This is a genomic window from Paenibacillus radicis (ex Gao et al. 2016) (genome assembly GCF_014641555.1).
GTDB classification, from domain to species: domain Bacteria; phylum Bacillota; class Bacilli; order Paenibacillales; family Paenibacillaceae; genus Pristimantibacillus; species Pristimantibacillus radicis.
On sequence record NZ_BMHY01000005.1, the window covers coordinates 188,998 to 209,798 of the forward strand.

At 48.8% G+C, this 20,801-nt stretch carries 18 protein-coding genes; 10 read left to right on the forward strand and 8 right to left on the reverse strand.

Annotation, left to right across the window (positions count from 1 at the left end; all coding sequences use genetic code 11):
- Positions 1-2: 2 nt before the first annotated feature.
- The 4 genes from IEX98_RS14920 (at position 3) to IEX98_RS14935 (ending at position 3,670) form a co-directional block, all read left to right on the forward strand.
- The gene (locus IEX98_RS14920) at positions 3-1,247 is read left to right on the forward strand and encodes an HAD-IB family phosphatase (protein ID WP_188890007.1); all 1,245 of its coding nucleotides are present in this window, start codon (positions 3-5) and stop codon (positions 1,245-1,247) included.
- A gap of 2 nt (positions 1,248-1,249) precedes the next feature.
- Positions 1,250-1,888 carry a class I SAM-dependent methyltransferase gene (locus IEX98_RS14925; RefSeq protein WP_229692197.1) on the forward strand — a complete coding sequence of 213 codons (639 nt, stop codon included), beginning with the start codon at positions 1,250-1,252 and terminating at the stop codon, positions 1,886-1,888.
- A 187-nt stretch (positions 1,889-2,075) separates the two neighbouring features.
- Entirely contained in the window at positions 2,076-3,122 is a 1,047-nt protein-coding gene (locus IEX98_RS14930; RefSeq protein ID WP_188890008.1) for a phosphotransferase enzyme family protein, read from the forward strand.
- On the forward strand, positions 3,119-3,670 hold the full coding sequence (locus tag IEX98_RS14935) for a GNAT family N-acetyltransferase (RefSeq protein ID WP_188890009.1): 552 nt from the start codon (positions 3,119-3,121) through the stop codon (positions 3,668-3,670). The genes IEX98_RS14930 and IEX98_RS14935 overlap by 4 nt, the downstream gene beginning before the upstream one ends.
- Positions 3,671-3,692: 22 nt before the next feature.
- Here IEX98_RS14935 and IEX98_RS14940 read toward each other — a convergent pair whose 3' ends face one another.
- Complete coding sequence (locus IEX98_RS14940; protein ID WP_188890010.1) at positions 3,693-4,085, reverse strand: VOC family protein; 393 nt, start codon at positions 4,083-4,085, stop codon at positions 3,693-3,695.
- Between the two features lie 207 nt (positions 4,086-4,292).
- On the opposite strand from IEX98_RS14940, the gene trpB reads away from it, so the two are divergent.
- Positions 4,293-5,459, forward strand: coding sequence for a tryptophan synthase subunit beta (trpB, locus tag IEX98_RS14945; protein WP_188890011.1), 1,167 nt, complete (start codon positions 4,293-4,295; stop codon positions 5,457-5,459).
- A gap of 89 nt (positions 5,460-5,548) precedes the next feature.
- Here trpB and opp4C read toward each other — a convergent pair whose 3' ends face one another.
- From opp4C to IEX98_RS14975, 6 genes are all read right to left on the reverse strand, one after another.
- Positions 5,549-6,394 (reverse strand): oligopeptide ABC transporter permease, encoded by an 846-nt coding sequence (gene opp4C / locus IEX98_RS14950; RefSeq protein ID WP_229692220.1) that lies wholly within the window; start codon positions 6,392-6,394, stop codon positions 5,549-5,551.
- A 91-nt stretch (positions 6,395-6,485) separates the two neighbouring features.
- Positions 6,486-7,436, reverse strand: coding sequence for an ABC transporter permease (locus IEX98_RS14955; protein WP_188890012.1), 951 nt, complete (start codon positions 7,434-7,436; stop codon positions 6,486-6,488).
- Positions 7,437-7,456: 20 nt separating this feature from the next.
- Positions 7,457-8,455 carry an ABC transporter ATP-binding protein gene (locus IEX98_RS14960; protein WP_188890013.1) on the reverse strand — a complete coding sequence of 333 codons (999 nt, stop codon included), beginning with the start codon at positions 8,453-8,455 and terminating at the stop codon, positions 7,457-7,459.
- Positions 8,452-9,453: an ABC transporter ATP-binding protein gene (locus IEX98_RS14965; RefSeq protein WP_188890014.1), complete on the reverse strand. Its 1,002-nt coding sequence runs from the start codon at positions 9,451-9,453 to the stop codon at positions 8,452-8,454. Before IEX98_RS14965 ends, IEX98_RS14960 begins: the two co-directional genes overlap by 4 nt.
- A gap of 61 nt (positions 9,454-9,514) precedes the next feature.
- Positions 9,515-10,927: an amidohydrolase gene (locus IEX98_RS14970; RefSeq protein WP_188890015.1), complete on the reverse strand. Its 1,413-nt coding sequence runs from the start codon at positions 10,925-10,927 to the stop codon at positions 9,515-9,517.
- A 30-nt stretch (positions 10,928-10,957) separates the two neighbouring features.
- Complete coding sequence (locus IEX98_RS14975; RefSeq protein WP_188890016.1) at positions 10,958-12,616, reverse strand: ABC transporter substrate-binding protein; 1,659 nt, start codon at positions 12,614-12,616, stop codon at positions 10,958-10,960.
- Between the two features lie 244 nt (positions 12,617-12,860).
- On the opposite strand from IEX98_RS14975, the gene IEX98_RS14980 reads away from it, so the two are divergent.
- Positions 12,861-14,261, forward strand: a complete 1,401-nt coding sequence (locus IEX98_RS14980; protein ID WP_188890017.1) for a hypothetical protein — start codon at positions 12,861-12,863, stop codon at positions 14,259-14,261.
- Between the two features lie 95 nt (positions 14,262-14,356).
- On the opposite strand, the gene IEX98_RS14985 is transcribed toward IEX98_RS14980, so the two are convergent.
- Complete coding sequence (locus IEX98_RS14985; protein ID WP_188890018.1) at positions 14,357-15,100, reverse strand: glycoside hydrolase family 16 protein; 744 nt, start codon at positions 15,098-15,100, stop codon at positions 14,357-14,359.
- 147 nt (positions 15,101-15,247) lie between these two features.
- Between IEX98_RS14985 and IEX98_RS14990 the strand changes: the two genes are divergently transcribed.
- The 4 genes from IEX98_RS14990 to IEX98_RS15005 all read left to right on the forward strand — a co-directional run bounded on the left by IEX98_RS14990 (position 15,248) and on the right by IEX98_RS15005 (position 20,800).
- Positions 15,248-16,168, forward strand: a complete 921-nt coding sequence (locus tag IEX98_RS14990; protein WP_188890019.1) for an ABC transporter permease — start codon at positions 15,248-15,250, stop codon at positions 16,166-16,168.
- A gap of 17 nt (positions 16,169-16,185) precedes the next feature.
- The gene (locus IEX98_RS14995; protein WP_188890020.1) at positions 16,186-17,070 is read left to right on the forward strand and encodes a carbohydrate ABC transporter permease; all 885 of its coding nucleotides are present in this window, start codon (positions 16,186-16,188) and stop codon (positions 17,068-17,070) included.
- A 92-nt stretch (positions 17,071-17,162) separates the two neighbouring features.
- Complete coding sequence (locus tag IEX98_RS15000; protein WP_188890021.1) at positions 17,163-18,827, forward strand: extracellular solute-binding protein; 1,665 nt, start codon at positions 17,163-17,165, stop codon at positions 18,825-18,827.
- Between the two features lie 134 nt (positions 18,828-18,961).
- Entirely contained in the window at positions 18,962-20,800 is a 1,839-nt protein-coding gene (locus tag IEX98_RS15005) for a sensor histidine kinase (RefSeq protein ID WP_188890022.1), read from the forward strand.
- Position 20,801: the final 1 nt, after the last annotated feature.

Here is a 20,801-nt window from a genome sequence, read left to right on the forward strand (position 1 = left end):
ATATGGATAACAATCTTGTCTTTTTGTTCGATTTAGACGGAACAATTACTGCAGAAGAAACACTTCCGAAAATTTCTAAGTATTTTGGAATTGATGCGCAAATTGATATTCTGACGCAGGAAACGTTAAATGGAAATATACCCTTTGTGGAAAGTTTTATAAGAAGAGTGGATATTTTAAAACAAATTCCAGTTTCAGATATTAATAATTTATTAGAAGAAGTGCGTTTGTTTTCTGTGGTCGTCCATTTTATTCGACAGCACTCGAATCAATGTTATATTGTTACGGGAAATCTGACCGATTGGATTGAGAAATTAGTAAGTCGAATCGGGTGTGGATTTTTCGCGTCCAAGGGTGAGGTACATAATGACCGATTAATTAAATTAACAGAAATCCTTAAGAAGGAAGATGTCGTAAAGCAATTCAAGAAGCAAGGTAAAACGGTTGTTTTCATTGGCGATGGAAATAATGACAGTGAGGCCATGCGTGAATCGGACATCTCTATAGCATGCGGTTTAACCCATTATCCTGCAAACAGTGTGCTGTCGGTTGCGGACTATGCTGTCTTTAGTGAAGCTTCATTATTGAGGTTGCTGCATCAAATTCAAAGCAGGCAGCCTGGCAAATCTGTTATTTTAAGCTGCGCGGGTATCGGGTCCAGACTGGGATTAGGACAAACGAAAGCTTTAATAGAATTACATGGGAAGAAACTGATAGAAATTCAGCTCGATAGCTTCAGGAAAATGGAGGATGTCCGAATTGTTATAGGTTTTCAGTCAAATGTAATTATTCAAACCGTCCTGAAGATTAGAACAGATGTCATTTTTGTTTATAATCATGATTATTTCCAAACCAAGACGGGAGCTAGTTTTTATCTTGGGGCAAGACATGCCAATGAATATGCGATTGCATGGGACGGCGATCTTCTCGTGCACCCCGAAGATATTGAAAAATGTCTTTCATTCGAAGGTGAGTATATAGGCTGCAGCTCTATTGTGAGTGATGATCCGGTATATATTCAAACCGATGCTGATGGCCAGGCTATCGCCTTTTCATACGATTCAGGGGTTTTCGAGTGGTCGGGTCCAGCATGCTTAAGAAGCTCTAATGTGAAATATGTAGTGGACAATGTTTTTAATCAAATTGAAGAGCTATTGCCTTTAACACTACTTCAGATAAGAGCCCGAGATATCGACACTTATGAGGATTATAAAAATGCTTTACATTTTACCAGGGGGTGGAAGTAAAGTTGAATAACAAAAATGCGCAATCCTATTATGACAAGATGGCTGAAAAAATTGAGAATCCGTATGAAACTCGCAACAAGGCGAAAGATTTTACAACGTTTGATGTTGAATTGATGAAACGCTTTGCCGATCAGAATAAGGTACTGCTTGATTTGGGGTCTGGAACAGGACTGCTTATCAATCATTTAGCTGATGATTTTCAAAAAATTATCGCAGTTGAAAAGTACCCTGAATTTTCAAAGTTTATTAACAGTCATCGGAATGTAGAGATCATCAACGAGGACCTGCTCGATTTTGATACTGCCGAATCGGTTGATATTGTGTCTTTATTCGGTGTGATGTCTTGTTTCAATCGGGAGGAAGCAAAACTTATATACTCCCGCATAGGCAAGATATTGCCTCAAGAGGGGACTTTAATTGTTAAGAATCAAATGGGTATTAAAGAGGATGTTGTCATTAATGGATGGTCTGACGAGCTTCAGACAAACTATTTTGCAGAATACAGAACTGTAGATTCGGAAATTGCTTTATTAAATAATCTAGGTTTTCAAAAAATAGAAAGAGTGGACATTTACCCGCCACAATACAATCGGTGGGATAATACTCATTTCTATGCGTTAATCTGTAAAAAGGGCAATTAGTTTTATACAATGCATATGAAATAAGATAACAGATTACTGAAAGCCGCATCGGATCAAAATTCCGATGCGGCTTTTTCTCGCATGAACAACTCTTAATTGTTTGTTCTATATTTCTACAATTTTGCCACTTGTATAATGATTGGCATAACGAATAACTGGTTCGCTATTCACATACAGGAGGGAAAACATGATTGATTTTTTTCAAAATGATACGGATGAGAATAGGCAGTCGTTGCTGACCAGAGCGAGAAAAGTTGCTCTATCTGCCATGCAACAGTATGACTTAGCCTGGAAGAGCATTCGATTTATTCAGCTTTCAGATAGCATAACGTACAAAATCGAGACCAATCCGGGGACAAGTTATTTGCTTCGTATTCATTCAGACCGATGGAGTGAAGCGGAAATTCGTTCGGAGCTTGCTATGCTTGAAGCATTGAACAAGTCGGATGATCTGAATGTGCCAGAAGGGCTGGCAAGCCGTAATGGCTCTTTTGTATTGGAGATGGATACGGAGGATGGATATCGGCGTCCCTATGTCACGCTAATGAGATGGGTAGAGGGGGAGCATCACAACGGGGAATTTACGGACAGCTGCGTCTATAATATGGGCGTTATGATGGGGAGACTTCATGATGCCGCGGCTTGTTTCGTGCCAACCTCCGATTTTGTGAGACCTGCATGGGGATCAGAAAGCTTCAGACAAGAGATAGCGAAGTTGGAACGGTATTATTCATGTTTTTTGTCAGATGAGGCGTGGGGAAAATACCAGGCAGCCGCTGAGAAGATTTTATCCGAGCTTGCCATTATGCATCAGACTGCACATAACTATGGACTCATCCATGGCGATTTGCACACAGGCAATATTGTATTTGATGGAGATGAACCCCGTCCCATTGATTTCGGAAGATGTGGTTATGGCCATTACCTTTACGATATCGCAAGTACGCTAATAGGGCTGTATCCTAAGCATCGGCGAATTTTGATCGAAGGCTATGAAAGTGTCAGAAAGCTGGAAGCAGGCTATGCCCGGCAACTGGACTGCTTTTTCATTATGGTTATGATCGGGAACTACAGCCATCATGCTTCTGATTCGAGAGAGACATCCAGTTTAATTGATCAACAACAGTATGCCCAAGCCTTAATCGGACAATTTTTGAAGGATCAACCCTTCTTATTCGATGCAATCGAACCTGTGGAAATCGACCGGTCTGCTATAGGCGGTTCCCTGCTATGAAAATAGAAGTTAGACTAACTGACAAAGCGGATGCTTATATCATTAAAAATATGTACCCGCTATACCTTCACGATTTGTCGGGACATTATGGGCTTATTCCGGGGCATACCCCCAACAAGCATGGAATATTTGAGGATGGCGATCATTATATCACTTTAAATGATCAATACGATGTCCAAAACATATGGTGGGAGCATTCAAAATCTCTTTATCCTTATCTAATCACAGCAGATGATAGACCAGCAGGCTTTGCGCTTATTGCGACTCCCCCGTATTGTTCGCAGGGTGTGGACTATTTTGTCAGTGACTTTTTTATTTTGCAGCCATTCAGAGGCAACGGAGTTGCAGAATACGCCATAAGGACAATATTCGAAAGGTTCACTGGTAAATGGGAGGTGTTTACGAATCCGTCCCAGAGAAATGTCATTGGACAGAAGTTTTGGCGCAGAACCGTATCTCATTATACGAAAGGAAATTATGAGGAAGGACTCGGATCAACCTTCGATGGTGAAAAGCTCATATTTAAATTCTCCAATTCATCACTATGAGCTGGAAAGCCAGTAGCGGCGGCTACTGGTCGCGTGTGACGTGCACTTGACTCGTCAAGGCATGCATATTTTGATCCGGATCGTAAAAGAATGCCATCCATGTCTGAGTATCATTCATCTCGACAACTTTGTGAGGCTTGCCTAGAAAGGTGACGCCACGGCCCAACAACGTGTCATATGCAGCATTAATGTCTTCAACCTTAAAATAGAAAGTAGAGCTTGGGTGGTCGAACTCAGACTGCTCAGGTACACTCAGCATAATTTGGATGCCGTTGCATGCAAAGAAAGCCATATTGGGAATCTCGAACAAGAGCTGCAGCTCCAGAGTGTTCTGATAAAATTGTACGGCTGCGTTTATATCTCGGACCCGAATGGATATTTGTTCGATCCCTAGTATGTTAAAGGAAGATTTCATCAGCGGTCACTCCTATAGTCATATTTATCTAAATTTTTGTAAGACGGCATCCTATACTATTTCTACTGTTAAAATGACATTTCCTTCATTCCGCCTCCCGGAATTTCACTAAAAATAGCATCCTCCTAATCTTTCAAAAGCCAAAATTTATGATACGATAGAGTTAGATTAGACAATCGCTATTTTATTAATGGAGGCGCTTACAGTATGAGTGAACTGTTGCAGCAGCAAGAGGGTTATTTCGGGGAGTTTGGGGGCAGCTTTGTGCCGCCGGAACTGCAAGAAGTGTTGAATTATTTAACTGAACAATTTAACAAGTACAAAGACGATCCCGAATTTCAGGAAGAACTCCGTTATTATTTGCGCGAGTACGTTGGCCGCGAGAATCCGCTGACGTATGCGGAGCGGTTGTCCGAAGCTTGGGGCGGCGCTAAGATCTATCTCAAACGCGAAGACTTAAACCACACAGGTGCACATAAAATCAATAACGCGATCGGCCAGATTTTGCTCGCGAAGCGAATGGGCGCGAAGCGGATTATTGCCGAGACAGGCGCTGGTCAGCACGGCGTGGCTACAGCGACAGCCTGCGCTATGTTTAATATGGAGTGCATCATCTACATGGGGGCAGAAGATACGCGCCGTCAAGCGCTGAATGTGTTCCGGATGGAACTGCTTGGTGCAACTGTCGTTCCGGTCAATAAAGGGCAAGGCCGGTTAAAAGACGCGGTCGATGAAGCGCTGGACGATCTTGTCCGCAACTACCAGAACACGTTCTATCTGCTCGGTTCGGCTGTTGGGCCTCATCCGTTCCCTACGATGGTCAAGCACTTTCAGTCAATCGTCAGCGAAGAGTCTAAGCGGCAGATTCTGGAGAAAGAAGGCAGACTGCCGGATGCGGTAGTGGCCTGTGTAGGCGGCGGCAGCAATGCGATTGGTGCATTTGCTCATTATCTTGACGAACCAAGTGTTCGACTGATCGGGGTTGAGCCGGACCAAGCGCCTTCTTTGACAGAAGGTGTTCCAAGCGTTATCCATGGCTTCAAATGTTTAGTGCTGCTGGATGAAGAGGGCGAGCCGAAGAAAACCTATTCGATTGCTGCGGGGCTCGATTACCCCGGTATTGGGCCGGAGCATAGCCATCTGAAGGTTTCAGGGCGTGCGGAGTATGCAACGATCACCAATCAGGAAGTACTGGACGCATTCCAAGAGCTGTCCCGTACAGAAGGAATCATTCCTGCTCTGGAGAGTGCACATGCAGTCGCTTATGCTAAGAAGCTGGCGCCGACGATGAGCAAAGACCAGATTATTATTGTGAACTTGTCCGGACGCGGTGACAAGGATGTCGAGCAAGTGTTTCACATGCTCCAGAAGTAAGCCGAAGGAGACGACGGCCAAAGAGACAGGTGCTGCCAATCAGCGGCGCCTGTCTCTTTTTGTGTGCAGGTAGTTTGGTTGAGTGTATGCTAGTTCCGGGAATCCCAAGCATCCCGCAATCCGTCCCCGACAAAGTTAATCGCCAGAACGGTAACGAGAATCATGGTGCCAGATGGAACCCACAGCCAAGGCTGATCCGTCAGCACGGTCAGAGACTGGGCGTCCGTCAGCATATTGCCCCAGCTGGCTGTAGGAGGTTGTACGCCCATGCCGAGAAAGCTGAGACCAGCTTCACTCATAATGGCGGCAGCGACGCCGAAGGTCGCATTTACAATGATCGGGCCAACCGCATTGGGGAAAATATGCCGGAACAATATTCGCGGGGACTTATAGCCGAGTGCTATGCCCGCCTTCACATAATCGAGCTGTCTAATCGCCAGCACACTTCCCCGTACAAGCCTTGCAACACCCGGCCATGAGAATAAAGCAAGCACGAGGATAATCGTCGTCATATTGGAGCCAAGCACGCTAATCACAACAAGAATAACCATCAGAAAAGGAAATGCCATAAACATGTCGGTAATCCGCATGATGATCATATCCAGCCATCCGCCGAAATAAGCAGCCGCCATGCCAATCAGGGTGCCGAATGTTACGTAAAGCGCGACGGTTACGAAGCCAACAAGCAGAGAAACCCGTGTCGCGAAGATTAGCCGGCTCAGCACATCCCGCCCAACCTGATCCGTACCAAGCCAGTGCTGGCCGGAAGGGGCGGCGGAGAAGCTGTTTGTAACCGTCGCGGGGTTATAAGGGGCAATTATGGGAGCCAGCAATGCGGTTAAGATAAGCAGCACCGTTACGATCAGGCCGGCTACGGCCAGCTTATGCCGGACAAACCTCTTCCATATTTGCTTGAATGCTCCGGGCTCCACAATTTCCGCTTCGACATGATCGGTATATACCACCGGCTGCACGCTTGTATCCCTTAGTTGGTATTCGGGTAAGCCCACGTCTCTTCCACCTCCATTAACTGTAAGTAATGCGCGGATCGGCAGCTGAATAGAAAATGTCCGTGAACAGATTCGTCACAAGCACAATAAATGCAGCCACCAGATTGAGTCCCATCAGCGTCGGATAGTCTCTGGAGAGGATCGACTGGATCGTTAACTGCCCGATACCCGGCCACTGAAAAATTTGCTCAATCAGAACGCTGCCTCCCAGCAGAAGCGGAATTTCCATTCCCACTACTGTAATGATTGGAATAAGCGCATTGCGCAGCGCATGCTTGTTGGTCACGATAAAGGGATGCAGACCTTTGGCTTGCGCTGTTCGCAAGTAATCCTGCTGGAGCACATCCAGCATACTGGCGCGTACATAACGCACTTTTTTGCCCGCTATCACAATGCCGAGTACAAAAACCGGCATAATCATATGACGAATGAGATCCCAAGCGCCACCCGAGCCACCCAGCGTCGTCATGCCTCCGGTCGGAAGCAGCCTGAACTGGATTGCAAAAATATAAATGAGCCCTAGACCGAGGAAAAATTGTGGAATAGAGGTTCCGATGAACGACAATCCGGTCATGAGATAGTCGAATTTCGTATTTTGCCGGATCGCGCTTAATACGCCTACGGGAATGGCAATCGCAAGCCCGACGACAAGTGACGCGGAAGCGAGCAGCAAGGTTGGTCCAAGTCTCTCACCGATCATGACAGTCACAGGCGCGTAGGTGCTGAAAGAGTAGCCCAGCTGGCCTTGAAGCAAATTCAAAAGCCATTTGAAATATTGGAGGAAGAACGGGTCGTTGAGCCCCAGCAGCTCCTTCTTCGTATCCAGCAATTCCTTCGGTGTATTCGGATTGATGAACATGTCCACCGGGTTGCCCGGCGCAAGCTTGATAATCAAGAAATTAATCAATGTGATGCCAAGCAGCACGGGGATAGCAATCAGCACACGTCTGATTATATATTGCAGCATATCGATCCCTCTCCCAAACTCTATGGATTCAGCGGAAAATGGCAGGCAACGGCGTGCACTTGTCCGGTTAGCGGAGGCTCTTCCTGGCGGCACTTCTCTGCTGCGAACGGGCAGCGTGTGTGAAATCGGCAGCCCGAAGGCGGGTTGGCCGGACTTGGCACATCGCCCTGAATGCGAATCCGCTTGGCATCGCGCAGCGTCGGGTCAGGAGCGGGGTAAGCATGAAGCAGAATACGTGTATAGGGATGCTTCGGCCGCTCGAACAGCTCATCTTTATACCCGATTTCGACGATTTTCCCCAGATACATAACCGCAATACGCTGGCTGACATATCTCACTGCCCCAATGCCATGGGCAATAAACAAATAAGTAAGATTCAACTCTTTCTGCAGGTCGGCAAGCAGGTTTAGAATTTGAGCCTGTATCGATACATCAAGTGCGGACACAGGCTCATCACAGACGATTAGCTTGGGCTCGAAGGCAAGGGCACGGGCAATTCCGATCCGCTGCCGCTGTCCTCCGGAAAATTCATGGGGATATCGGAGCTTATAAGCACGAGGAAGCCCAACTCTCTCCAGCAGCAAGTCTACTTTGCGCGGAACTTCACTGGGCGGCGCCAGACGGTGCGCTAGAAAGGGCTCCGCCAAGATGTCCCCGATCCGCTTGCGCGGATTAAGCGAGGAGTAGGGATCTTGGAATATCATCTGAAGCTGCGTTCGAACCGGTCTCAGTTCGTTTTGCGTTTGATGGGCAATATCTTTGTTTTGGAATAAAATTCGGCCCTCTAACGGCTCCTCCAGCCGGACAATGGATCGTCCAATCGTCGATTTGCCGCAGCCTGATTCGCCTACGAGGCCGAGGGTTTCCCCTTCGTAAATACGAAGACTGACATCGTCCACCGCTTTGACGTAGCCCGCTGTTCGGGAAAAGATTCCCTTCTTGATCGGATAGTACGTCTTCAAGCCATCGATTTGCAGCAGCGGAAGGTTAGGCGGCGATCCTGCAGAAGATAGGCTCATGCACCCGCCTCCTTAAGTTTGTGAGCTGTTGCAAATTCCGCTGTAAGCCAGCATCTTACCCGATGCTCCGGACCCGCCTCAATTAGTGGCGGAGCTTCCGTGCGGCAGCGCTCGCTGGCCCAATTGCAGCGGTTATGGAAACGGCAGCCTGCAGGCATTCGTTGAATAGACGGCACTGCACCCGGGATAGCCGTAAGACGGCCGTGATCACCCGTGACGCGGGGAATCGCCTGGAGCAAGCCTTGCGTGTAAGGGTGGCCGGGTTCACGAAACAGCGAGAACACATCCGCCTCTTCGACAATTTGTCCGGCGTACATCACGACTACTTTATCCGCCATCTCCGCTACAACTCCCAGATCATGCGTAATGAGCATAATCGCCGCGCCGCTTTCTTGCCGCAGCTCCTTCATTAGCTCCAAAATTTGAGCCTGAATGGTGACATCCAGCGCCGTCGTTGGTTCGTCGGCAATGAGCAGCTTGGGCTTGCAGGCTAGTGCCATGGCAATCATAACGCGCTGGCGCATGCCGCCGGACAAGTTATGAGGGTAAGCCTTCATCAGCGTCTCTGCATGCGGCAGCCCGACTTTGCGCAGCATGTCTATCGCACGAGCCCGAGTCTCTTTGCGGGATAGCCCAGTATGCTGGCGAATCATCTCTGAAAGCTGGTTGCCGATTGTGAAGACAGGATTAAGAGAGGTCATCGGCTCCTGAAAAATCATGGAGATGTCTCTGCCCCGCAGACGACGAAGCTTATCTTCCGGCCATGCAGCAAGGTTATCGCCATCAAAGCGGATCTCTCCCCGCTTGATCCTGCCATGCTGTCCAAGCAATCTTAGAATCGACAACGAGGTCACGCTTTTGCCGCAGCCCGATTCGCCAACAATGCCTACGGTTTCCCCCGCTTTTAGCGTGAAGCTGACCTCATCAACCGAGATCAGCTCCTCCCGTCCGTTCCAGAACACCGTTTGCAGCCGGTCTACCTCTAACAAATTTGCCAATCTCTATACCGCCTTTCTCAAGCGCAATAACGCGAATTCGAAGTGAACAGCAAGCAGGCAATTATACCGGAACCGGGGCTTGCACCTCCGGCGGGATCGCTGGTACGTAAGGCTTGCCCTCTGTAGAGCGGGTGAATTCATGACGGGCCAGACGAAGCTGCTCTCCGCCATCTGTCAGCAGCTCATAAGCAGCCAACGCCAGCAGCTTAGCCGCATGCTGCATCCCTTTAAGCCCAATGGCAGAACCGAAAGATGCTGTCGCCTGCCAAGTATGCACTTGGACACCGAAAGGCGCGCAGGTCGTCGTGATTTGTCCCACTGGGGTGATCCACGATACATCGCCTACATCTGTCGAACCGCCGCCTGTCCGGCCCGCGACCGGCCTAGGGTTGATAAATGCAGTCGGCAGCAGGTCGGTGCCCTCCAATCCCTGCTCCTGACGGAATCTTTCCGACAATTGACGAACAGCAGGCTCCAATGTGGCAGCCAGGGAAGCGGCTAGACGCTGGTCTTCCTCCGTAAATACGAGAGGCCCCGCTTGTTCATGCTGATCGGATAAGAGCTGATTCAGCGCATGATTGACATTGAGGCCATAGGCTCCAGCCTTGATCTCCCAAGTTACGGCGGTTTCGGTCATGAGCGCGGCTCCCTGGGCAATCTTCAGCAGCCGCTCCAACAGCTCATCTACCTGCGCTCTGTTCGCGCCGCGCAAGTAGTACCAGACGCCAGCTTCGGCCGGCACGATATTGGGTGCCTCGCCGCCGTTCGTAATGGTGTAATGGATACGCGAACCGTCAGGTACATGCTCGCGCAGGTAGTTGGCGCCGACATTCATCAGCTCTACCGCATCCAGCGCGCTTCTGCCTAGGTGCGGAGCGGCTCCCGCATGGGCGGCTTTGCCCTCGAAATTGAATTGGATAGAAGTTAGCGCTGAGGTCGGCGTACTCCAGGTTGCATTCGAAGTGCCAGGATGCCAGGTTAACGCCGCATCTAATCCATCGAATACACCCGCACGAGCCATAAAGGTTTTGCCGGACAGCACCTCTTCAGCCGGGCAGCCGTAATAGCGAATTGTACCGGCCAGTCCTTCTGAATCGATACCGTGCTTGAGCGCAATAGCTGCTGCTACACCGGCCGTTCCAAGCAGATTATGTCCACAGCCATGTCCCGGGCCGTTTGGGGTTACGGCTTCCTTTACAGCGCTCACCTTTTGTGACAATCCCGGAAGCGCATCGTATTCACCTAATAGGCCAATGACAGGTTTACCTGAGCCATACTCGGCGACAAAGGCTGTAGGCACGCCGCCAACCCCGGATTCAATTGTGAATCCGGCGTCTCGCAGTGTTTGAATCTGTAAATTAGAAGCAAAAGACTCGGTATAGGCAATCTCAGGGCGCTCCCAGATTTGCCGGGCAAGCTCCTCGAATGACTCTTTATGCTCATCCAGCCATGCTGCAAGATGATTTTTCCCCATATGCGTTCCCCTCCTGACTGTAATACTCGCTTAAGGATTCAAGTCCCATTCGTTGACATTGTTGAACATGCCGATGTCCAGCGGCTTGCCGACTGATACTTTGCTCGAAACGGCCAGCAGCCTTTTCTCGGAATAGACGGCGAGAGAAGGGACGTCTTCATGCAGAATCGCCTGCAGACGGTTATAGATATCATGGCGTTTTGCCGGATCGGACTCCGCTTCGCCTTGCGCAATCAGAGTGTCCACCTCTGGATTTTTATACTTCAGGAAGTTGCCCGGATTATCGCCTTTAAACAATGTGAAATAGGAGCTAGGCTCAATATAGAAATCACGCGTAAATATCGTCACATCATAATCGCCTTTCAGAACCTTTTGGATCAGCGTTGCAAAATCAAATTTCTGCACATCGACCTTAATCCCGACATCCGTCAAGTTCTGCACTAATATATCTGCCGCTTGCTCGCGGATTTTGTTGCCAACCGGAATGAGGAAGCTGACCGGTTTGCTGGAATCCCAATTGGCTTCCTTCAGCAGCTGCTTTGCTTTTTCCGGATCGTAGGAATAGTTCGTTATCTCTTTGTTGTAATACGGGTGGTAGCTTGGAATGCCGCCGTCAATGATCTCACCTTGGCCTTTCAGCAGTTGATCCACGATCAGGCTGCGGTTCAGCGCGTAAGCGAATGCTTGGCGGACCTTCGGATCACTAATCTTCTCGGCATTGAAGAACAACTCTGGCGGAACCGACGAATTGCCGGACGTCAGCTCGACATTGGAGAAGCCTGTAACCTTCTCATAGTCCGTAATGGGAATGAGACCTACAGGAATAGAGTTCATATGAATTTCGCCGGTTTGCAGTTGGGCAACGAGATTTGCAGCGGGAAGTACCTTAATGAAGATTTTATCCAGCTTGGCGATCGCGCGATAGTAGCTCGGATTTTTGACAACCTCGGCGTATTGTCCTTTAACAAAGCTTCCGAATTTGAAGGCGCCGATTGTAACTTCGGGCTTCTGGAAATACGGATGCGTCGCAAGCTGCTCCGGATTCACATCCTTCAAAATATGCTGCGGCAGGAAAAAGACCTTCGTCCCGAAACGCTCTTTGAAGATCAGCGGGTCGATCTTCGTCTTTGTTTTGACCTCAAACGTATGATCATCAACAATATGCAGGCCGCTAATTTCAGTAACGCCTTCCTCCAGCTTGCCGGTGTCGTTCAGCCCCTCGATGAAGTTCAGCCGGAAATTCGTCTCCACCTTCGGGTGAAGCGCCAATTTGAGCGTAAAAGCAACATCAGCCGTCGTGAACGGTGTATTATCATTCCATTTGGCGGCCGGGTCCAGCTTAACGACAAAGGTTTGGTTGTCGGCTGTCTCCACGGATTGGGCAAGCTTCGGTATGAATTCAAACTTTTCATTTAAATCCAGCAGCGAATCATTCAACAGTGCCAGGACATTGTCGGAAGCAGAATCGCCTTGGTCATTAATTTGATTTAAGGTAATGGGTGCATTCACAATCCCAATATGTACAATTTTCTCTCCTTGGGGAGTCGAAGTGGCCTCCGTCTTCGATGCGCCTTCTTGCGCAGGTGCTTGCGAAGGAGCTGGAGCCGGTTTATTGGCGCTGCAAGCGGATAACAGCAAGGCCAGCGAAACGATGACCCCTAGCAGAGTGCGGTGGACATTTCTTTTCATGATCTAACCCTCCAAATGTTTATTAATCCAATAGGATAAGTGTGTAATTGGGATAAACTTAACATTTTTTCCATAGAGGGTCTAATAGAAAGTTGCAATTGCCAAATAAAGAGTTTCTATTACAGAATTTTGCTCAGAAGGAAGTGATGGGAATGGGGAGGCGTGAGAGGATGGCAAATAGAAATGAGAGAAAGGTTGTTAGCATTTGGTATAATATAGACAAATTGTACAAGGAGGTGACTGAATGTTAAGGAGCTCGGGAACGCACCGTCCTAAGGAAATCGCTTCAAGGGGCAATGAGGCAAAGGAAGCTCAGCGCCCTGCCGCTCAGCCGAATTCTTCATTGACGATCATGCAGCTTCAGTCGGCCGTTGGCAATCGCGCAGCACTCCAAATGCTTCAAAGTGCGCCGAAACCCGTTGGTGAAGTTATTCAACGGCAAATCCATCAGGTGAAGAAGGGCAAAAAGCCCTCAAATTCAAGTTGGACCCTTACGAAGTCCGATGACCAATATGACTATTATGATGACGGAGAAGATGAATTGGAGACAAAGCTTCAGCCAACAAGAGACATACTGGACGACCTTGGATTGGATGACCTATCCAGTGCGGAAGAATCCGATACCGAGCTGGACGCCCAGACCCAGTCAACTCCGATTAAAGTATACCGGGTTAACAATATTCGAGACACTATGAAAGTAAAGAAGCATGTGCTGAAGAAGGATCCAAACGGCAAATTTGGTATCAAAGTAAACGGCACGGTATTCCGCATGACCGGCAGCGGCTCGCAGTTCAAATTGCAGACGACCAGCCAAAAAGCATTGCTCCAATCCGATAATACGCAGAAAGAAGGCTATATGCAGGACAGGGTGAAGGGGGACCGAAGTGCGAGGGGAAAACAAGGCAGTTATCTGCATGTGGTGAGCGAGCTGGAAGGGCACAGCGCAAAGGATGTTGCAACCGATATTTATCAGAAGTTTCATAAGGGCATCGATTATCCCGACGGCAAATATACGGATCGGGTGCAGGGCAAGATGAACGAGTTATTCGCAGTACTCACGGTCACCGAGGGGTATCGTACCGACTATGCTCTTTCCTTATATACAGCTGCAATTGAGGCCATGAAAAACGGCAATTCGTTTGAGAGGGTGCTGTATAAAGGCAAAGGGCAGCTTGAGGCGCTGCACCCGGGGGCTTCCAGTCATACGGACAGCAAGGTTAGCGGTCAATTAATGGAGCAAAATATTGGGATGGGCAGTAATAATCCGCATCCGACGCAGTCCTCCATGAACATCAGTCATGAAAATTATGTAGACGGCCTCTCTCGTACCGTAGAGCTGTTCGATGAAGCGATTCGACCGGGGCGAGGCAAGAAACGCGGCTATAGCGAGATGCTGAAGGATGACTTGGTTGAGCCCTTCCAGTCCTTTAAGCGCCGGAAACTAGCTCCAAAGGCAGTCACGATTCAGCCTGCTGACGTCTCTAGTACCCGAACGCCGAATCCAAGCTGGAATGTCGATGTGTCGTTAAAGCTGAACGCTGGAGTTCAGGTAAAGCGAAATCAGAAAGTGAAGTATAACGGTAAAGATTATATCGTGAAAAACATTACTCCAACAGGGTGGGTGCAACTCCTAAGTGATACTTGATAAACGGATAAAGCCCTGTCCGTTCAATCGGCGGACGGGGCTTTGATAACGGGAGAATGCCTCTGCAATATTATATCCCCAGCTTGAATCCAAGGCTATTGATACAGCCAAATGCCGGAAACCGTCATAACCCCCGGCAGCGCAGCCTCATCCACTGCAACCTGGTCATACCAGCCTCCCACCGCAAGGTTGAGCACCAAATAAAAAGGCTCGTCAAACGGCATAATGCCCGGTTCTAGGCTTCTCTCGGCAAAGCAATGTCCGTCTACCAGCCATCGGATGGAGCCGGCATCCCATTCCAGCGCATAATCGTGAAACTCGCTGATCGTGCTGTTCTCGAACTTATAGGAGAACTCGTCGGTGCTTTTACTCTCCATATCCTTCCCGTAATGCAGCGTTCCGGAAACCTGCTGAGGCAGGCGGCCTTTGGCTTCCATAATATCGATCTCGCCGGAAGCGGGCCAGGAACCGTAGACCTGCTGCTGCGGCAGCAGCCAGATAGCGGGCCATAGTCCTTGGCCAACCGGCAGCTTTGCGCGTATCACAATTTTTCCATAGCAAAAGGAAAAATGGTCCTTAGTGTCCAGCCGGGCCGAGGTATAGGCAAAGCTCCGTCCGTCCGCTTCGACCGTTTCGCGCCGCGCGCATAGGTTCAAGCCGGATTCATCGATGAACAGGTTGCTGGCATGACCCGTATAAAACTGCTGCTCGCCGTTCCCCCAGCCCGGACATATGGGCTGTCCATCGTTATCCAGCAAGTCATTGCCATGACGAATATTCCATGCGTTCAGATCAGCACGGCTCTCCATGAAATTTTGCTGCCATATAAGCTTGTTCATTCCTCGCACACCCCTTTCATTTACTCTCAGCATACTTGCTTTTAGCCCTCCGTCAAACGAATCTAAAAAAATGGGATAGGGTCAAAAATGATGGCCTTTTTTTCGCATGCCCGTTTTTATACGATGATAAGGAAAGGGGCAGAGGAGATGTTCCAACATAAAACAGGACACATAAAGTCGTTTACTAGACAATGGCAATTGCAAAGCATGGTTATTCCGGGGATTGTCTGGATGTTGATCTTTTGCTATATTCCGATGTTCTGGCTGATTATCGCCTTCATGGACTACAGCATTGCCAAGCCGATGCTGCAATCGCCTTTTGTGGGGCTCAAGCATTTCGAAGATTTTATGACGGATGACCGTTTCTGGCGCTCCATTCGCAATACGCTCGGGATGAGCAGCATCAAGCTGATACTGGGCTTCCCCATTCCGATTTTTTTCGCCTTAATGCTCAATGAGATCCGGAATATTCGATTTAAGCGTACGGTACAGACGATCTCGTATCTGCCGCACTTTATTGCTTGGACGATTTTTGGCGGCATCATGCTCAACTGGCTGGGCGAGGGCGGTGTTATCAACCAGTTGATGATGGCATTGGGGCTCCAGGATCGTGAAATTTTGTTTAATAGCGATCCGAAGTACTTCTGGTGGATTACCTATTTCTCCGATACGCTCAAGGAAACCGGCTGGAGTGCCATTATCTACATTGCTGCGATAGCCGGCATTGATCCGGGGCTGTACGAAGCGGCGGAGCTGGATGGCGCCAACCGCTGGCAGCGGATGTGGCATATTACCATTCAGAGCATACGTCCTACCATCGCCATACTGTTTATCCTTGCGGTCAGCGGGATACTCGGCAGCAACTTTGAGCAGATCTTTATGCTGAAGAACAACATGAACCTGAGGATGGCAGAAAGTCTGGATTTGTACATTTATAACATGGGCTTGGTATCCGGGCGTCATTCCTTCTCGACGGCAGTCCTGTTTGTCCGCTCTATTGTGGCACTAGGGTTATTGTTTCTGGCGAATTATACGTCCAAAAAATTAACAGGCGACAGCATTTTTTAAAGGGGGAGCACAACTGCATGGCAAAACGGAGAAGGTTTCGCCGTATTGGAGTATTTGAGGTTTGCAACGCCCTGCTAATGCTGGCCGTTTGTTTTATTACACTGTACCCGATGTGGTTTGTATTCATTAACTCGTTTAATGCGCCGCAGCAGGCGCTGCTGGGTACGGTCAACTGGTTTCCCAAAGCGTTTTCTCTAGCGAGCTACAGTGTTGTGTTTAACGATAAAACGCTGATGAACGGTTTTTACATTACCACTATGCGCACCGTGATCGGGACCGCCGTGCATGTGTTGTTTACCGCAATAGTGGCTTACGGTTTAAGTAAGACTAATCTGATCGGACGCAAGATTTATCTTAAAATCGCATTGATTACGATGCTGTTCTCAGGCGGACTGATTCCTACATTTATTCTAATGACGAAGCTGGGTTTGTACGATAATTTCTTAGTATTCATCATTCCGGCGATGTACACGTTTTTCAATATGGTCATTTTTATGAGCTTCTTCCGCACCATCCCTGACAGCCTGGAGGAATCCGCGAAGGTAGACGGAGCTTCGGATTATGGGGTCCTGTTCAGAATCGTATTGCCCAACAGCATGGCGGTCATCGCGACCATATCACTTTTTTCAGCCGTGTACCATTGGAACGATTACTATCAAGGTGTGCTATACATCCGATCGCAGGATATACTGCCGATGCAAACGATGCTGTATAAAATTATTGCCGAGAACTCCATGTCTTTCATGCAGCAGCAAGCGATGGCTCAATTCGGCGCAAGACTGCCTGGCAATTCCATTAAGTTTGCATCGATGATGGTGGCAACGCTTCCAATTCTAGTGTTCTATCCCTTTATTCAGCGCTATTTGGTCAAAGGCGTCATGATCGGCGCAATTAAAGGGTAAGCGTCCCGGGCTTGGCTAACGGTTTAGCTAGGCAAGGGGGTCCAATATCCAATACAAAATAAAGCAGTAGCGAATGAAAGGATGATGATGTTATGAAGCACTTCCGCATGAAGCAAGGCATCGCAATAATTCTAGCCGTAATTCTGATGGTGAGCATGGCCGCGTGTACCAAGTCGGAGACAAAGGAAAATACGCCTACTGCAACGCCTGCGGACAGTACGCCGCAACCAGCAGGCGAATCCACGCCGAATCCTGATGAACCCGCATGGAAGCTGGATACCAGCCCTGTAGAGTTGTCTTGGTTTGTAGGCGCATCCTGGTATGCCCACGCTTGGGGAGAAAGTCTGACTTCCAAGTATGTAACGGAAAAAACAGGTGTTAATGTCAAGCTTGAGGTACCTTCCGGTGAAGCAAATGAGCATATTACGCTAATGATGACCTCCGGCAAGCTGCCGGACTTAATTACGATGGGCTCGTGGGAAAACGCTGTCAAAAAGCTGTGGGAAGGCGATCATGTCTATGCCTTGAATGAACTGGCCGAACAATATGATCCGTACTTCTTCAAGGTAGCGGGCGACGGTACACTGAAGTGGTATCGTCAGGAAAATGGCAATACCTACGGTGTGCCGAATGATTCTTACAGTCCAAATCTGATGCATGAAACCGGCATGACGGCCGCCAACCAAACCTTTCTGGTGCGAAAAGATCTGTACGAGGAAATGGGCAGTCCGGATTTAAGCACTCCGGAAGGCTTCCTGAACGCTCTGCAATTGCTCAAGGATAAGTATCCGAAGTACAAGGGCCAGTCGATTAGTCCTTTCTTTGCACAGGGGAATGTGCCTTACGGGATGACCGAATACCTGCAAAACCTGCTGGCTGTTCCGCATGAACAGGAAGGCAAAGTATATGACCGTATCAATGACCCGGATTATATCACATGGCTGAAAACCTTCCGCACCGCTTACGAGCGCGGGCTGCTTAATGTAGATTTCCTGGTCGATTCCGATACACAGGTCGAGGAAAAGACGAATAATGCCCGTTATTTCATGATGGTTCGCGAATGGAACGGCATGACTGCAGTTAACCCGATGCTGGCCGCTAGCGCTAACCCGGATTCCTACTACATTGCAGTGGACGGACCGCAGAACAGCAAGGGTGACAACGCGAAGCTGTTCCCAGGCAATATGGACGGCTGGATGGTTACGATGATTAGCAAATCCAACAAAAATCCGGAACGTGCAATCCGTTTCTTGACCTATCTCACCAGCGAAGAAGGGCAAAGAGACTTGTTCCTCGGCAAGGAAGGCGAGACGTGGGAGCTGGTGAATGACAAGCCTCAGTTGAAGGCTGATATGGTAGAGCTGATCACCACCGATATTGAAAAGCTAGAGAAGCAATACGGGATCATGGATACCTATTGGATGATGCGCAATCCTGTCATTATCAATCAGTGGAGACCGGAGAAAGCTCCTGTCATTAAACAGATGGAGGAATTTGCGAACAAGCAGGCGGATATTGACAGCGGCATCTATAAGGGTCTAGATCCGCTCGGCGACTCCGACGTAGCAGTAGCCTGGTCGCGTATTTCTCAAAACTGGGAAGAAGTGATGCCGGAGCTGATTACCGCCAAGGATGAGGCTGCCTTCGATAAAATCTTTGAAAGCTTCCTTGCCCGCCGCGCGAGTTACGGCTTTGACAAGGTGATGGAATACCGTCAGGCTGAGCTTGACGTTCGCAAGGCTAAAATGGCGGAATAAATAAGCGCATAGCTGCCGGTCACCGATAGGGTGGCCGGTATTCCCCTTGTTCCAGCCATTTAGCAACCGCACCTCTTTGCCTGCCAGCTGGGATGTAATATATGGTATATTACAGAGGTTGGGAGGTCTTTTAAATGAAGTATCTATTGGCCAAAATGAGGAAGATTTACCGCAACTCCCGCATCTCTCAAAAGCTGTTTATCGCCTTTAGCATAACAATTGCGGTTCCGGCCATTGTGGTATCCTTTTTATTTATCCGCACGCAGGAAAGCCAGTTATACAAGGATGCCATGGCGAACGGGAGCAGTCATGTTTCGCGGCTCAACGAGCAGCTGCGCAGCCGGTTAGAGATGATTGAAAACGCTTCCTCGACGGCACTGACGCAAAAGGCCTTTGTCGATTTTATTCATTCCAATATGCGCAGCGACGGCCTGCGTTTAGTGAAGTTTAGGCAAAACCAATATGAACAAATGAGCAATATTATTCAAAGCCACGAGATGATAAACCAGCTCAGCTTTTATGTCGATAACCCTAATCTGTATGAAATCTGGCCTGAAATCTACCACTATGATAAATTTACACCGCAGGATTACTGGGAAGAGCTTCGGGATGAAGGCGGCGCGGCTTACCGGCTGTTCGCTTTTAAGGATGGGGAGCACACGTTGTCCTATTACAGGCTGGTACGGCTTCAGGGCCAGCAGCAGAAACGCCCTAGCATTATGGAAATTCGCGCCAAGCACAGCGTTTTTTTCAAAGACCTGCTGGAGGAGACCGTGGGAGATTTCTTTTCGGTTGTAATGGACGGAACGAATCCCTCTCAATCGGTATACAATCCTAAGCATGTGTTTGCTCAAAATGCGGGGGAGGAGCTGGACGAAGTTTTTGCCCGTATTCACTTGCAGTTGGATGCTTTGCAGCAGAACAGTTCGATTAAGGTTAAGGTGGGCGACCATACTTACTATGCGCTATACCGCTACATTGCACCGCTGAATGCCTATGTGGTGGATATCGCCTCCCATCAGGCGCTGATGAAGGGCCCGCGCAGCTGGTATGGATTTGTGGTAGCGATTACATTAGTTGTGCTGCTGCTGATTCTGCTGATCGTATCGCAGACCACCCGTCGCATTTTCCGCCGATTGGATAGCGTACTGGCTTCGATGCGGAAGGTGCGGAAAGGCCAACTGGATGCGAAGATTGATATCGGCCTGGATGAGAACGAAATCGGTGATGAAATCGATGAGGTAGCTGTCAATTACAACAAGATGCTGGATGAGGTCCAGCAATTGATGACGCAGGTGGTAGATAAGCAGTTGATTGCTAAAAACGCGCAGTTGCATTCGCTGCATTCGCAGATTAATTCGCATTTTTTGTACAACGCGCTGGAGTCCATCCGTATGCTGTCGGAGGTTCAGCGGCAGCCGGCTATCGCCGATGCAGTTGTGTCATTGGGTTCGCTGCTGCGTTACAGCATGAAGTGGCACAGCGATACCGTCACCCTCAGTGAGGAGCTCGCGAACATACAAAGCTATATTCGATTTATGAACTTCATGGAAGGCGGCAATATTGAATTGACGGCGGATCTGCCGCAGGAGGTGCTGCGTTATGCCATTCCGAAAATGTGCATGCAGCCTATCGTGGAGAATGCCGTTCATCATGCGGTGCCTTTGGGCGGCAGTATACGCATCCAAATCACCGTACGGGTGGAGGATGAAAGTCTGCTGCTTATCGAAATAAGAGATGACGGCGCGGGTGTTGATTCGCGTATGCTGACGAGTCTACAGGCGGCGCTGCGAGGTGATCCGGATTCGCCGGTCGTTGCCAGCAAAAACGGACTGGGCTTGGAGAACGTGCATAAACGTCTGCAGCTTCATTATGGCAAAGGCTGCGGTCTTTGGATTGAAAGCGAGAAGGGCGCCTATACTTGTGTAACGATACGCTTGCCTTGGGAAAATGTGAATCTTGGAGGGTGGTAGG